Annotated in this window: 13 protein-coding genes; 3 read left to right on the top strand and 10 right to left on the bottom strand. The window is 61.9% G+C overall.

The window, feature by feature from the left end:
- Position 1 precedes the first annotated feature (1 nt).
- From QU606_RS01910 to QU606_RS01900, 3 genes are all read right to left on the bottom strand, one after another.
- Entirely contained in the window at positions 2–1066 is a 1065-nt protein-coding gene (locus tag QU606_RS01910; RefSeq protein WP_102624181.1) for a putative 2-aminoethylphosphonate ABC transporter ATP-binding protein, read from the bottom strand.
- A 260-nt stretch (positions 1067–1326) separates the two neighbouring features.
- The gene (locus tag QU606_RS01905; RefSeq protein WP_024077944.1) at positions 1327–2190 is read right to left on the bottom strand and encodes a LysR family transcriptional regulator; all 864 of its coding nucleotides are present in this window, start codon (positions 2188–2190) and stop codon (positions 1327–1329) included.
- Positions 2191–2206: 16 nt separating this feature from the next.
- Positions 2207–4471 (bottom strand): heavy metal translocating P-type ATPase, encoded by a 2265-nt coding sequence (locus QU606_RS01900; RefSeq protein WP_304998060.1) that lies wholly within the window; start codon positions 4469–4471, stop codon positions 2207–2209.
- Positions 4472–4555: 84 nt separating this feature from the next.
- On the opposite strand from QU606_RS01900, the gene cadR reads away from it, so the two are divergent.
- Positions 4556–5005 (top strand): Cd(II)/Pb(II)-responsive transcriptional regulator, encoded by a 450-nt coding sequence (gene cadR, locus QU606_RS01895; RefSeq protein WP_024077946.1) that lies wholly within the window; start codon positions 4556–4558, stop codon positions 5003–5005.
- A 324-nt stretch (positions 5006–5329) separates the two neighbouring features.
- On the opposite strand, the gene QU606_RS01890 is transcribed toward cadR, so the two are convergent.
- From QU606_RS01890 to QU606_RS01880, 3 genes are all read right to left on the bottom strand, one after another.
- Complete coding sequence (locus tag QU606_RS01890) at positions 5330–6163, bottom strand: thymidylate synthase (RefSeq protein WP_024077947.1); 834 nt, start codon at positions 6161–6163, stop codon at positions 5330–5332.
- A 52-nt stretch (positions 6164–6215) separates the two neighbouring features.
- Complete coding sequence (gene lgt, locus QU606_RS01885) at positions 6216–7028, bottom strand: prolipoprotein diacylglyceryl transferase (protein ID WP_024077948.1); 813 nt, start codon at positions 7026–7028, stop codon at positions 6216–6218.
- Between the two features lie 64 nt (positions 7029–7092).
- Positions 7093–7875: a sulfite exporter TauE/SafE family protein gene (locus tag QU606_RS01880; protein WP_069077231.1), complete on the bottom strand. Its 783-nt coding sequence runs from the start codon at positions 7873–7875 to the stop codon at positions 7093–7095.
- 122 nt (positions 7876–7997) lie between these two features.
- Here QU606_RS01880 and QU606_RS01875 point away from each other — a divergent pair, with 122 nt between their 5' ends.
- Positions 7998–8744, top strand: coding sequence for an NRDE family protein (locus QU606_RS01875; protein ID WP_024077950.1), 747 nt, complete (start codon positions 7998–8000; stop codon positions 8742–8744).
- A 65-nt stretch (positions 8745–8809) separates the two neighbouring features.
- On the opposite strand, the gene ptsP is transcribed toward QU606_RS01875, so the two are convergent.
- Together ptsP and QU606_RS01865 are read right to left on the bottom strand one after the other, a co-directional pair.
- A complete protein-coding gene (gene ptsP, locus QU606_RS01870; protein WP_024077951.1) occupies positions 8810–11089 on the bottom strand; it encodes a phosphoenolpyruvate--protein phosphotransferase in 2280 nt (759 codons plus the stop codon).
- Positions 11090–11111: 22 nt separating this feature from the next.
- Positions 11112–11591 carry an RNA pyrophosphohydrolase gene (locus tag QU606_RS01865; protein ID WP_003176750.1) on the bottom strand — a complete coding sequence of 160 codons (480 nt, stop codon included), beginning with the start codon at positions 11589–11591 and terminating at the stop codon, positions 11112–11114.
- Positions 11592–11734: 143 nt separating this feature from the next.
- Here QU606_RS01865 and QU606_RS01860 point away from each other — a divergent pair, with 143 nt between their 5' ends.
- Complete coding sequence (locus tag QU606_RS01860; RefSeq protein ID WP_024077952.1) at positions 11735–12391, top strand: HAD family phosphatase; 657 nt, start codon at positions 11735–11737, stop codon at positions 12389–12391.
- Positions 12392–12492: 101 nt separating this feature from the next.
- Here QU606_RS01860 and QU606_RS01855 read toward each other — a convergent pair whose 3' ends face one another.
- Both QU606_RS01855 and ilvA read right to left on the bottom strand, forming a co-directional pair.
- Positions 12493–12906 carry a DUF2269 family protein gene (locus QU606_RS01855; RefSeq protein WP_024077953.1) on the bottom strand — a complete coding sequence of 138 codons (414 nt, stop codon included), beginning with the start codon at positions 12904–12906 and terminating at the stop codon, positions 12493–12495.
- Positions 12907–12946: 40 nt separating this feature from the next.
- Positions 12947–14461, bottom strand: a complete 1515-nt coding sequence (gene ilvA / locus QU606_RS01850; protein ID WP_024077954.1) for a threonine ammonia-lyase, biosynthetic — start codon at positions 14459–14461, stop codon at positions 12947–12949.
- Positions 14462–14549 lie beyond the last annotated feature (88 nt).

The following is a 14549-nucleotide window of genomic DNA, read 5'->3' as shown; positions in this document are numbered from 1 at the left end:
CTCAGGCAAACACCTGCAGGCTACGCGGCGGCAAGGCGACCCAGATGTGCTGGGCGCCCAGGCGTGGCATGGCTTCCGGGGCCAGCTCGGCCAACAGCGGATGCCCAGGCAACTGCTCCAGTTCAAAGCTCATGCGGCAGCGGTTACCCAGGAAGGTGATCTCGCGGACCTTGGCCGGGAACAGGTTTTCTTCATGCACCGGTGGGTTGACGCTGATCGCTTCCGGGCGGCAGAACAGGCGGCCGGAGGAAGCCACACCCGCGTCGTCGGCCAGGCGCATGTTCATCCCGCCGACCTGGGCGTGACTCGCGCTGTTGCGGCTGAACGGCAGCCAATTGCCCTGGCCGACAAACTCGGCCACGAACGGTGTGGCCGGGCGATCATAGATTTCCTGGGGCGTGGCGTATTGCTCGACCTTGCCGTTGTTCATCACGGCGATGCGGTCGGCCATCAACATGGCCTCATCCTGATTATGGGTGACCATCAGGGTGGTGATGCCCAGGCGCCGTTGCAGTTGGCGCAACTCGGTGCATAAATGCTCGCGGACACGGGCATCGAGGGCCGACATCGGCTCGTCCAGCAGCAGCAACGACGGTGCTGGCGCCAGCGCACGGGCCAGGGCGACACGCTGCTGTTGGCCACCGGACAGTTGGCCTGGGTATTTCTTTTCACTGCCGACCAGGCCCACCAGTTCGAGCATCTGCCCGACACGCTGGCGCACTTCATCACGGCCGCTGCCGGTAAGGCCGTAGCCAATATTGGCTTCGACGCTGAGGTTGGGAAACAACGCGTAGGACTGGAACAGAATGCCGTAGTCCCGTGCCTGGGGCGGCAGCAGGGAAACATCCCGGCTGCCCAGGTACAGTTCACCGCTGTCCTGGCGCTCCAGGCCGGCGATGCAACGCAGCAAGGTGGTCTTGCCGCAACCCGACGGGCCCAGCAGACACACCAGCTCGCCGGCGGCGACGTCCAGGGACACGTTGTCCAGCGCGGTAAAGGCGCCGAAGCGTTTCTGGACACCGCGCACCTTCATTGGCGCGCCGGGGTTGCTCAGGGCTGTGTTCATGGAGGCACCTCATCAAACGGATGAGGGCCATGCTAGGCAGCCAATGCGTCCCTGGTGTGGCAGAAAGGCAAAACATGGCGATAGTGGTATTGGTGGATTTGGGTAGGCCATTCAGAGATGGGTTGCCTGGTCTACCGCAATCGGGGGCAAGTCGAATCGTCGCACCGCCCCTCCCACAGGGGACCGCATTTCCATGTTGGAACTCGGTCAATGTGGGAGGGGGCTTGCCCCCGATTGGTCCCCAAAGCCACCACAAGGCTTCAGATCGGCGACATTTCCTGCGCCAACCCCAAAAACGCCGCCGGCAGCCGAGCGCCTTTTCTTTCCTTGAGGCAGTAGAGATATTCCGGAATCTGCGGTGCATGCTCGATGGTCAGCACCCGTAACTGCGGGTCATGGGGCACTTCCTGGCGGGCGATGATGCTGATGCCGATATTGCGCAGCACTGCTTCGCGAATCGACTCGCGACTGCCGATTTCCAGCAGCGGCCCATAACTCACACCGGCGCCTTGCAGCATCTCTTCCGTCAGCCGTCGCGTGGTAGAACCCGCCTCACGCATCAACAGCGTATGGCCGGCGAGCGCGGTCAACGGCACATGATCCAGTTTGGCCAGGGGATGGTTGCGATGCACCGCCAGCACCAAGGGGTCGGTGCCCAATACGCGGCGGATCAAACGGGGGTCTTCCAGCAATTGCGAGGAGGCAGCGACGTCTACACGGTAATCGTCCAGGGCCTCGAGCACCTGCTGGGAGTTGCCGATTTCCACCGACACCTCCACGTGCGGCAGGCGTTCGCGAAAGGCTTTGACCAGGTCGAGGATGTAATACGGCGCCGTCGCGGCAATCCTCAGCGCCCCTTGGACCTGACCGCTGTTGCGCAGGAAAAACTCGATGTCCGCTTCCTGCTGCAACAGCGTCTTGACCATCGGCAACAGGCGCGCGCCTTCGTCGCTGACGGTGAGACGGCGGCCGCCACGGTAGAACAACTCAACGCCGTATTGGCTCTCCAGGTTGCGCACCTGGGTGGTGACGGTGGGCTGGCTCAGGCCGAGTTTTTTCGCCGCCTGGGTGATGCTGCCCAGGCGGGCGACCAGATAAAACGCCTTCAGCTCGGCACTCAGCACACCACCCTCTCATCGTCTATTTGCGCAGCAGGCGCAGGCCATTGAATACCACCAGCAGGCTCACGCCCATGTCGGCGAACACCGCCATCCACATGGTGGCCATGCCCAGGAAGGTAACGGCCAGGAAGATGGCCTTGATCACCAGCGCCAGGGCGATGTTCTGCTTGAGGATACTCGACGTTTGCCGCGACAACCGAATGAATGCGGGAATCTTGCGCAAGTCATCGTCCATCAAGGCGACGTCGGCGTTCTCGATGGCGGTGTCCGTGCCCGCGGCGGCCATGGCAAAACCGATCTCGGCGCGAGCCAGGGCCGGGGCGTCGTTGATGCCGTCGCCGACCATGCCCACGCGGTGGCCTTGGCCGTAGAGGGTTTCGATGGCTTGCAGTTTATCGGTGGGCAACAGGTCGCCCTGGGCCTGGTCGATGCCGACCTGGGCTGCGATCGCCTGGGCGGTGTGGGTGTTGTCGCCGGTGAGCATCAGGGTCTTGATGCCCAGCTCATGCAACTGCTGGATGGCTTCGCGGCTGCTGTCCTTGACCGTATCGGCCACGGCGAACAGCGCCAGCGGGCCGGATGTGTCGAGCAGCAGCACCACGGACTTGCCTTGTTTTTCCAGGGCGAAGAGTTTTTCTTCCAGAGCTGGCGAACACAGGCCCAGGTCTTCCACCAGGCGATGGTTGCCCAGGTGGTAGGTTTGACCGTTGATATCGCCGCGCACACCGCGACCGGCCAGCGCTGCGAAGTTATCCACAGCGTGGGTCGCCAGGTTTTTATCCACAGCCGCCAAGGCGATCGCCAGGGACACCGGGTGATCGGACCGCGCGGCCAAACTCGCGGCCAGGGCCGGTGCGCTGTCTTCGACATTCGGGAACAGCGCCAGGTAATCGGTTTGCACCGGCTTGCCGTGGGTAAGGGTGCCGGTCTTGTCGAGGGCCAGGTAGTCGAGCTTGTAACCGCCCTCCAGGTACACGCCGCCCTTGATCAGGATGCCTTTGCGCGCCGCGGCGGCCAGGCCGCTGACAATAGTCACCGGGGTGGAGATCACCAGCGCGCAGGGGCAGGCGACCACCAGCAGCACCAGCGCGCGGTAGATCCAGTCAAACCACATGCCGGCCATGAACAGCGGCGGGATCAACGCCACGCCCAGGGCGAACAGGAACACAGCCGGGGTGTAGATCCTCGCGAAGCTGTCGACAAAGCGCTGGGTCGGTGCACGCGCGCCCTGGGCCTGTTCCACCGCGTGGATGATCCGCGCCAGCGTGGAATTGTTGGCTGCCGCCGTCACCTTGTATTCCAGGGAGCCGGCCTGGTTGATAGTGCCGGCAAAGACCTTATCGCCCGCTGCCTTCTCAATCGGCAGGCTTTCGCCGGTGATCGGCGCCTGGTCGACAGTGGATTGGCCGGCGGTAACTTCGCCGTCCAGGCCAATGCGCTCGCCAGGTCGAACCCGCACGATTGCACCCAGTTCGATGTTTTTGACGGGTTGTACGCCCCACGATCCATCCGCCTGCCGTACCGTTGCCTGCTCCGGCGTCATCTGCATCAAGCCGCTGATCGCGTTGCGCGCCCGGTCCAGGGACTTGGCTTCGATCAACTCGGCCACGGTGAACAGGAACATCACCATCGCCGCTTCCGGCCACTGGCCAATCAGGATCGCGCCGGTGACCGCGATACTCATCAGCGCGTTGATGTTCAGGTTGAGGTTTTTCAGGGCTATCCAACCCTTTTTATAGGTGGTGAGGCCGCCACTGAGGATCGATACCAGCGCCACGATGGCGATCACCCAGGTCGGCGCGGCATTGGTAAAGTGCAACACTTCGGCGCCCAGTGCGCCCACGCCAGACAGCGCCAGCGGCCACCAGTGCTTCTTGGCTGGCGGCTCGGCGGCCGGGACGCCCTCTTCGATCGGATCGGCGTGCATGCCCAGGGATTTGATGGCCTCGACAATCGACGCGGTGCTCGGCAGGTCATGGGTGACGCCGAGTATGCGGTTGATCAGGTTGAACTCCAGTTGCTGCACGCCGGCCAACTTGCCCAGTTTGTTCTGGATCAGCGTTTGCTCGGTGGGGCAGTCCATGGCTTCGATACGGAAGGTGCTCAGGCGTGAGCCGGCGGTCTGGGCATCGCTCAGTCGCACCAATGCAGGCGCCGGGGTACCGGAGCAGCAGGAGCCGCCGTGGCCGTGATCATGCACGGGCGTAAGTTTCTTCGGCGCATGATCGTGCTCATGGTCGTGATCGTGGTCATGCTTATGCGGGGTGTGGAAGGAGTCGCTCATCAGGTCGCGTCCGTAAGGTGCCTGTTGCCAAGTAAAGACCCTGTAGCCACTATAGGGTCAAGCACCCATTTGGAGATTGCTGCGATGAAGATCGGCGAACTGGCCAAACTGACCGACTGCCCGGTGGAAACCATCCGTTATTACGAGAAGGAAGGCCTGCTGCCGCCCCCGGCGCGCACCGAGGCCAACTACCGCGTGTACACCCAGGCGCACACCGAACGGCTGGTGTTTATCCGCAATTGCCGCAGCCTCGACATGACCCTGGAAGAAATCCGCAGCCTGCTCGGGCTGCGCGACAGCCCGCAGGACCAGTGTGAAAACGTGAATGCATTGATCGACGAGCATATCCACCATGTGAAAGCGCGGATCGATGGGCTGCTGGCGTTGCAGGAACAGTTGATCGACCTGCGCCAGCGCTGTGGCAGCGGGCCGGAGCTGGACCAGTGCGGGATTTTGCAGCGGCTGGAGGTCAGCGGCGGTGTCGCTGCCAGCGAGGCTGAGCCTTCGCACGTGGGCAGAAGCCACGGCCACTGACTCAAGGCGACACAGATCAAATGTGGGAGGGGGCTTGCCCCCGATAGCAGTGGATCAGCTAAGTATTAGGTGGCTGACATAGTGAAGGCTTTTTTGTAGGAGCGAGCTTGCTCGCGAAGAACTCACAGGCGCCGCGTTCACTCAGGAAACACGCGTTATCGTTGACGTTTTTCGCGAGCAAGCTCGCTCCTACAGAAGGCGATGTACGCTTAACTGAACGGCATTAGGGCTTGCCCCCGATAGCAGTGGATCAGCTAAGTATTAGGTGGCTGACATACTGCAATCGGGGGCAAGCCCCCTCCCACAGTGGGACCGAGACCCACGTTAGATAGCCACGTCGGCCTTGATGCTTGGGTCGGCGTCGTAGCCCACGATTTCAAAGTCTTCGAACCTGTAGTCGTAGATCGACGCCGGCTTACGCTTGATCACCAGTTCCGGCAGCTTCTTCGGCGTGCGCGCCAGCTGGGTCCGGATCTGTTCCATATGGTTGCTGTAGGCGTGGGTGTCGCCGGTGGTGACGATGATCTCGTGAGGGATCAGGTCGCATTGCTGCGCCAGCATATGGGTCAGCAGCGCCAGCGCGGCGGTGTTGTAGGGCAGGCCGAGGAACACGTCGGAGCTGCGGATGTACAACTGCATCGACAGATGGCCGTCATGCACGAACGCCTGGTACAGCAGGTGGCACGGTGGCAGGGCTTGTTTGCCATTGCGCGCGTTTTCCTGCGGGCTCTTGGTTTCGTCCGGCAGGTACTCGACGTTCCAGCCGTGGAACAGGATGCGACGGCTGTTGGGGTTGGTCTTGAGCGTGTGCACCATGTAGTCGATCTGGTTGATCGTGCCGCCATCCTTGGTCGGCCAGGCGGTCCACTGTTCGCCGTACACCGGGCCCAGGTCACCTTCTTCGGTGGCCCACTCGTCCCAGATTCTCACGCCGTTTTCGTTCAGCCACTTGATGTTGGTGTTACCGCTCAACATCCAGATCAGCTCGTTGGCGATGCTCTTGAAGTGAAGCTTCTTGGTGGTCAGCAACGGGAAGCCGTCGGCCAAGTTATGCCGATACTGACGGGCGAACACGGCCTTGGTGCCGGTGCCGGTACGGTCGCCTTTGGTCAGGCCATTGGTCACGACGTCGTTCAGTAGTTCGAGATATTGCTTCATGTCATTACCCGTATCGTTGAAGCCGAGACCTCGCAGGCATCGGCGTTCGAATTTAAAGCGCGGTGTTCTTCAGCGGTTGCGGGCGGTTGTAGGCCCACCACAGCAAGCCCAGGCCGGCCAGGATCATCGGCAGGCTGAGGATCTGGCCCATGGTCAGCCAGCCCCACGCCAGGTAGCCCAGTTGCGCATCCGGCACGCGCACGAACTCGACGATGAAACGGAAGATCCCGTAGAACAACGCGAACATACCCGACACCGCCATGGTGGGACGTGGTTTGCGCGAGAAGAGGTACAGGATAAGGAACAGTGCCACCCCTTCCAGGGCGAACTGGTAAAGCTGCGACGGATGGCGCGGCAGCTGTGCCGGGTCGCTGAACGGCGGGAACACCATGGCCCACGGCACGTCGGTCGGCTTGCCCCACAACTCGGCGTTGATGAAGTTACCGATACGCCCGGCACCCAGGCCGATCGGCACCAGCGGTGCGACGAAATCCATCAGTTGGAAAAACGACTTGCCGTTGCGCCGGCCAAACCACCAGGCGGCGATCATCACGCCGATAAACCCACCGTGGAACGCCATGCCGCCCTTCCACACTTCGAAGATCAGCGTCGGGTTGGCGATATACGCCGAGAGATCGTAGAACAGCACATACCCCAGTCGCCCGCCGACAATCACCCCCATCGACAGCCAGAACACCATGTCGGAGAGTTTTTCCTTGGTCCAGGTCGGGTCAAAACGGTTCAAACGCCGAGAGGCCAGCAGCCAGGCGCCGCCGATGCCGATCAGGTACATCAACCCGTACCAGTGGATTTTCAGCGGACCGATGGCCAGGGCCACCGGGTCGATCTGCGGGTAAGGCAGCATTGCGACTCCTCGTTAAATCATTCGTTATGGCGCCGGACCATGCCCGGGCGCGATTAAGCCTGCGTTACAGCAAAAAATTCAAACCGACACAAAACAACAGACCGGCGAACAGCCGCTTCAACAGACGCGGCGACAAGCGGTGCGCCAGGCGTGCGCCGAAGCGGGCAAACACCATGCTGGTCAAGGCAATGCCCAGCAGTGCCGGCAAATACACGAACCCTAGACTATGAGCGGGCAACAGCGGGTCATGCCAGCCCAGAATCATGAAACTTAACGCGCTGGCCACGGCGATCGGCAGGCCGCAGGCCGATGAGGTGGCCACCGCTTGCTGCATCGGCACGCTGCGCCAGGTCAAAAACGGTACGGTCAGCGAGCCGCCGCCGATGCCGAAAATCGCCGAGGCCCAGCCGATCACCGTACCGGCCAGGGTCAGGCCGACCTTGCCGGGTACCGTCCGGCTGGCCTTGGGCTTGACCTCCAGGGCCAGCTGCACGGCGACGATCAATGCGAACACGCCAATGATCTTCTGCAAATGCGGGCCGGAGATCGCCTCGGCCGTCAGCGCGCCGAAGCCTGCGCCGATCAAGATGCCGACCGTCATCCACACGAATATCGGCCAACGCACCGCGCCGCGTCGGTGATGCTCACGCACGGCATTGATCGAGGTAAATATGATCGTCGCCAGGGAAGTGCCCACGGCCAGGTGGGTCAGCACCTGCGGGTCAAAGCCCTGCAAGGTGAAACTGAACACCAGCACCGGCACGATAATGATCCCGCCCCCCACGCCAAACAGCCCGGCGAGCACGCCCGCACAGGCACCCAGCAGCAAATACAGCAGAAATTCCATGGGAGCCCCCCAACCAAGTCCGGCATGTTAACGGATGGAAGGCATGCGACCCAACTGGATACGATGGAACGCCGCTGCCGGTGTGGGTAGAGTGACAAAAAAACACAAAGGGGAATCGCCTGATGTGCCTGATTGTTTTCGCCTGGCGGCCGGGCCACGCCCAACCGCTGATCGTCGCGGCCAACCGTGATGAGTTTTACGCCCGCCCCAGCCTGCCGCTGGCCCAGTGGCTGGATGCGCCCGATGTGTACGCCGGTCGCGACCAGGAAGCGGGCGGCACCTGGCTGGGGGTCAATACCGATGGGCGATTCGCCGCCCTGACCAATATCCGCGACCCGCACCAACCGCCCGCACGCAAGTCGCGCGGTGAATTGGTGGCGCGGTTTCTCAGCGGTTCACTGCCCATTGACGACTACTTGGCCGACGTTAACGGCCGATCGATTGAATATGCTGGGTTTAACCTGCTGGTGGGCACGCGGGATGAGTTGTGGCATTACAACGCCCGGGACACTGCGCCCAGCCTGTTGGCGCCTGGCGTGTACGGGCTATCCAATGCAGGGCTGGATACGCCCTGGCCGAAGCTGCTCAAGGCCAAGTCGGCGTTGATCGAGGTCCTGGACGATCCGCAGCCGGACGCGTTGCTGCAGATCTTGAGCGACCCGCTGACAGCGCCATTTGCGGAGTTGCCGGATACCGGCGTGGGGTTGGCGACTGAAAGCCTGTTATCGAGCGTGTTTATCGCCAGCCCAAGTTATGGGACACGGGCGAGTACGGCGCTGATTGTAAATGCCGATGGCACGCGGCGGATGGTGGAGCGTAGTTTCGGCCCCCATGGTGGCCGACTCGGCGAAGTCGAACTCACGCTCTAGGCACACCACAAAACCAATGCGGGAGGGAGCAAGCCCCCTCCCACCTTTCTGATCGGTGCCAGGCTTTAGAGGGTCTTGGCGGAAGCTGGATTGATCATCCGCGTCAGCCCCAGGTTCTTCAGCGCCAATTGCAGCGAGCTGTGGATCACTTGCGGGTTGTCGATGGTCATCAACTCCGCCAGCAAGTCCTTGGCCCGGCTCAGGTTGATCTGGCGCAGCATCCACTTCACTTTCGGCAAGTTGGTGGCGTTCATCGACAGGCTGTCAAAGCCCATCGCCATCAACAGCACCGCTGCGGCCGGGTCGCCGGCCATTTCACCGCAGATGCTCACCGGCTTGCCTTCGGCATGAGCGTCGCGCACCACGTGTTGCAGGGCTTGCAGGACGGCCGGGTGCAGGTAGTCGTAGAGGTCGGCCACGCGTGGGTTGTTGCGGTCCACGGCCAGCAGGTACTGGGTCAAGTCGTTGGAACCGACCGAAAGGAAGTCCACCTGCCGCGCCAGCTCCTTGGCCTGGTAGACCGCCGCCGGGATTTCGATCATCACGCCAATCGGCGGCATCGGTACGTCGGCACCTTCGTCGCGCACTTCGCCCCAGGCACGGTGAATCAGGTGCAGGGCCTCTTCCAACTCATGGGTGCCGGAGATCATCGGCAGCAGGATGCGCAGGTTATTCAAGCCTTCGCTGGCCTTGAGCATGGCGCGGGTTTGTACGAGGAAAATCTCGGGATGGTCGAGGGTGACGCGAATACCGCGCCAGCCGAGGAAGGGGTTGTCTTCCTTGATCGGGAAATAAGACAGTGACTTGTCGCCGCCGATGTCCAGGCTGCGCATGGTCACCGGTAACGGGTGGAAGGCCTGCAATTGCTCGCGATAAATCGCCAGCTGCTCCTTCTCACTCGGGAAACGCTGGTTGATCATGAACGGCACTTCGGTGCGGTACAGCCCCACCCCTTCGGCCCCGCGCTGTTGCGCGCGCGCGACATCGGCGAGCAGGCCGGTGTTGACCAGCAGCGGCACGCGGTGGCCGTCGAGGGTGACGCAGGGCAGCTCGCGCAACGAATCGAGGCCTTGCGCCAGTTGTTTCTCTTCTTCCACCACCTCGGCGAATTGCTTGCGCAGCACGTCGCTGGGGTTGGTGTAGACCTCGCCACGATGGCCGTCGACGATCATGTCGATGCCGTCGACCTTGGAATAAGGCAAGTCCACCAGGCCCATCACGGTCGGAATGCCCATGGCGCGAGCCAGGATCGCGACGTGGGAGTTGCCCGAACCCAATACCGAAACCAGGCCCACCAGCTTGCCTTCTGGCACTTCGCCAAGCTGAGTGGCCGTCAGTTCTTCACTGACCAGGATGGTGTTATCGGGGAAGACCATGTTGGTGGTGCGATCTTCCTGCAGATAAGCCAGCAGACGGCGACCCAGGTCGCGCACATCCGAAGCCCGTTCACGCAGGTAGGCGTCATCCATCATTTCAAAGCGGTTGACGTGATCGGTGACCACCTGGCGCAACGCGCCCTGGGCCCACTGGCCGGTCTTGATCACGGTCTTGACTTCGTTACCCAGGGACGCGTCGTCGAGCATCATCTGGTACACGTCGAACAGCGCGCGCTCTTCGGGGCGCAGCTGGGTGGCCAGCTTGTTCGACAGGTTGCGCATGTCGGCGCGCACGCCTTCGAGGGCGGTCTTGAACAGCTTGATCTCGGCGTCGATGTCGATGACGGTCTTGTCCGGCACCACATCGAGGTCGGCCGGTGGCAGCATGACCACCGCCGTACCCACCGCAGCGCCCGGCGAACCCGGCACGCCGACGAACTTGGCTTCCTGGATGCCCTTGCCCTGGCGCCCCAGGCCGCGAATCGAGCCCGTGGCTTCGGCGTGGGCGATAACCCCGGCCAGTTGCGCGCTCATGGTCACGAGGAAGGCTTCTTCACCTTCGTCGAACTGGCGGCGTTCTTTCTGCTGGATGACCAACACGCCAACGACGCGGCGGTGGTGGATAATCGGTGCGCCGAGGAACGAGGCGTAGCGCTCTTCACCGGTCTCGGCGAAGTAGCGATACCGCGGGTGATCAGCGGCGTGTTCAAGGTTCAGGGGTTCTTCACGCGTCCCCACCAGGCCCACCAGACCCTCATTGGGTGCCATGCTGACCTTGCCAATGGAGCGCTTGTTCAAGCCCTCGGTGGCCATCAGCACAAAACGGTTGGTCTCTGGGTCCAGCAGGTAAACCGAGCAGACCTGGCTGCCCATGGCTTCCTTGACGCGCAACACAATAATCCCCAACGCCGCCTTGAGATCCTTGGCGGAGTTAACTTCCTGGACGATCTTGCGCAGCGTATTGAGCATGGCTCGGGGTCGAACTCCGTCGTCAGTCGCGCGCTAAAAGGCGCGGGGCAAGCTCTTTGAGAGCGCGACGATAAACCTCGCGCTTGAATGTCACCACCTGGCCCAACGGGTACCAATAGCTGACCCAGCGCCAGCCATCGAACTCCGGTTTACCGGTCAAATCCATCCGCACCCGCTGCTCGTTGGAGATCAGGCGCAGGAGAAACCATTTCTGCTTCTGGCCGATGCACAGCGGTTGGCTGTGGGTACGCACCAGACGTTGCGGCAAACGATAGCGCAACCAGCCGCGGGTACAGGCCAGAATTTGCACATCTTCACGCTCAAGGCCGACTTCTTCGTTCAACTCACGGTACAAGGCGTCTTCAGGGGTTTCGTCGGGGTTGATTCCACCTTGAGGAAACTGCCAGGCATCTTGGTTGATTCGGCGAGCCCATAGCACCTGTCCGGCATCATTCGTAAGAATAATCCCGACATTAGGACGGAAACCATCGGGGTCGATCACGGCAACAACCTCGCAAACGCATGTCGCCGCATTGTTCCACAAAGGTTGATCCAGCGGCAACGAGGCTTCTTACCTTATGTGCACTCTTGTGAAAAGACCGTATTCTGGACGCCTTTTTACAGACTTTTCAGCGAGTAACTGCAATGCGCCTGGCTTTATTCGACTTGGACAACACGCTCCTGGGGGGTGACAGCGATCACGCCTGGGGCGATTACCTCTGCGAACGCGGGATTCTCGACCCGGTGGCCTACAAGGCTCGCAACGATGAGTTCTACCAGGACTACCTGGCCGGCCAACTGGATAACGCGGCCTACCTGAACTTTTGTCTGGAAATCCTCGGCCGCACCGAGATGGCCCAGCTGGACGAGTGGCACAACGACTATATGCGCGACTGCATCGAGCCGATCATGTTGCCGCAGGCATTGGAACTGCTGGCCAAACACCGCGATGCCGGCGACAAGTTGGTGATCATCACCGCCACCAACCGGTTCGTCACCGCGCCAATTGCCGCACGCCTGGGCGTAGACGCCCTGATCGCCACCGAATGCGAGATGGAAGACGGCCGCTACACCGGGCGCAGCACCGATGTGCCGTGCTTCCGTGAAGGCAAGGTGACACGCTTGAATCGTTGGCTGGAAGAGACCGGGCATAGCCTGGAAGGCAGCTATTTTTACAGCGATTCGATGAATGACCTGCCGCTGCTGGAACAGGTGACCCACCCGGTGGCGGTGGATCCGGACCCGAATCTGCGCGCTGAAGCCGAGAAGCGTGGTTGGCCGGTGATTACGCTGCGTAGCTGATGGCCCTATCGGGGGCAAGCCCCCTCCCACACTCGACCGCATTTACCAATCAAGATGTGGGAGAGGGTTTGTCCCCAATAAGGTGGACGCGCTCTAAAACCCTAAACCGGCTTGGCGCCCATCAACCCCGCAATCGCTACAAACCCCACCAGGCTGACCACTGCCAAGACCAGGGTGAAATTCAGGCTGCCGCCCTCGCCCTTGCGCAGGCGATTGAGCCGCGCCACCAGCCAGAACCAGGCCAGCGCCGCGACGGTGTAGAGGATGCTGGAACCCAGGATCCAGGTCTGCCCCAGCGGCCAGCCGATCAAGTGCGCCAGCCACCAGCCGGTAAACGGCATGCTGAGCAGGCAGACCCCCATCAGCAACCACACGAACACCCATGGGCGTTGCACGGTAACCGCCGGGCCGGCACTGCGTTTGCGCCAGGCCAGCAGGGCCAGGCCCAGGCCGCTGAGCAGCAATAACGCAGTGGCCGCAATGTGGATAACTTTCAGGGTGGTCAGGGTTTCCATGGTTTCGATTCCTTAAAGGCCGCCCAATCAGCGTAGTCGTTCAACCGAGGAACAGTTGGTACGCCGGGTTATCACTTTCATCCCAGTACGGGTAGCCGATGGCTTCAAGGGCTGCAGGCACCAAGTGGCGCTCGTCCGCCGGCACTTGCAAGCCGGCGACCACACGGCCATCAGCCGCGCCATGGTTGCGATAGTGGAACATCGAGATATTCCAGCGCCCGCCCAGCTTATTCAGGAAGTTGAACAGCGCGCCGGGGCGCTCCGGGAACTCGAAGCGCAACACCACTTCATCGCTGACTTTGGCCGCATGCCCGCCAACCATATGGCGGATGTGCAACTTGGCCAGCTCGTTTTCGGTCAGGTCCAGCACCGGAAAGCCCTTGCCGGTGAGGCTGGCGATCAACGCGCTGCGCGGGTCGTTTTCCGGGTGGGTCTGCACGCCGACAAAGATGTGCGCCTCGCTGCCGGAGTGGTAGCGGTAGTTGAATTCGGTGATCTGGCGCTTGCCCACGGCCTCGCAGAACGCTTTGAAGCTGCCCGGTTTTTCCGGGATGGTCACGGCGATAATGGCTTCGCGCCCCTCACCCAACTCAGCGCGCTCGGCCACATGGCGCAGGCGGTCGAAGTTGACGTTGGCCCCCGAGTCGATGGCCACCAGGGTTTGCCCGGTGATGCCACGGGTCTCGACGTACTTCTTGATACCGGCCACGCCCAGCGCGCCGGCCGGCTCGGTGATCGAGCGGGTATCGTCGTAGATGTCCTTGATCGCCGCACAGATTTCATCGGTGCTGACGGTGATCACTTCATCCACATAGTCCTTGCAGATATCGAAGGTGTACTGGCCGATCTGCGCCACCGCCACGCCATCGGCAAAAATGCCCACCGTCGGCAGTACCACACGTTCGCCCGCCGCCATCGCGGCTTGCAGGCAGTTGGAGTCGTCCGGCTCGACGCCGATGATCTTGATTTCCGGGCGCAGGTATTTCACGTACGCCGCGATACCCGCGATCAGCCCGCCGCCGCCCACCGGAACGAAGATCGCATCCAGCGGCCCTGGGTGCTGGCGCAGGATCTCCATGGCCACTGTGCCCTGCCCGGCAATGGTGTGCGGATCGTCATAGGGGTGGATGTAGACGTAGCCTTTTTCATCGACCAGCTTCAGCGAGTAGGCCAGGGCTTCCGGGAAGGAATCACCGTGCAGCACCACCTTGCCGCCGCGGGAGCGCACGCCTTCGACCTTGATCTCCGGGGTGGTCTTGGGCATTACGATAGTGGCCTTGACCCCCAGCACCTTGGCTGCCAGGGCCAGGCCCTGGGCATGGTTGCCGGCCGAGGCGGTGACCACGCCGCGCGCACGCTCTTCGTCCGTCAACTGGGTCAGCTTGTTATACGCACCGCGAATCTTGAATGAGAACACCGGCTGCAAGTCTTCACGCTTGAGCCAGACCTTGTTGCCCAGCCGCTCGGAGAGCTGGCGGGCGGTCTGCAATGGAGTTTCCACGGCAACGTCGTAAACGCGCGAGGTGAGGATCTTTTTGACGTACTGTTCAAGCATCGGAAAGCATCACTGGGCGGGTTGGGCAGGGTCGAGGAGTCTAACCCGGCTTTTGGCCGTACGACCACACGAATCCCGAGGTTTTGTT

It is taken from the genome of Pseudomonas sp. OVF7, from assembly GCF_030644265.1.
GTDB lineage: Bacteria > Pseudomonadota > Gammaproteobacteria > Pseudomonadales > Pseudomonadaceae > Aquipseudomonas > Aquipseudomonas gorinensis.
This window is presented reverse-complemented; position numbering and strand designations above follow the sequence as displayed.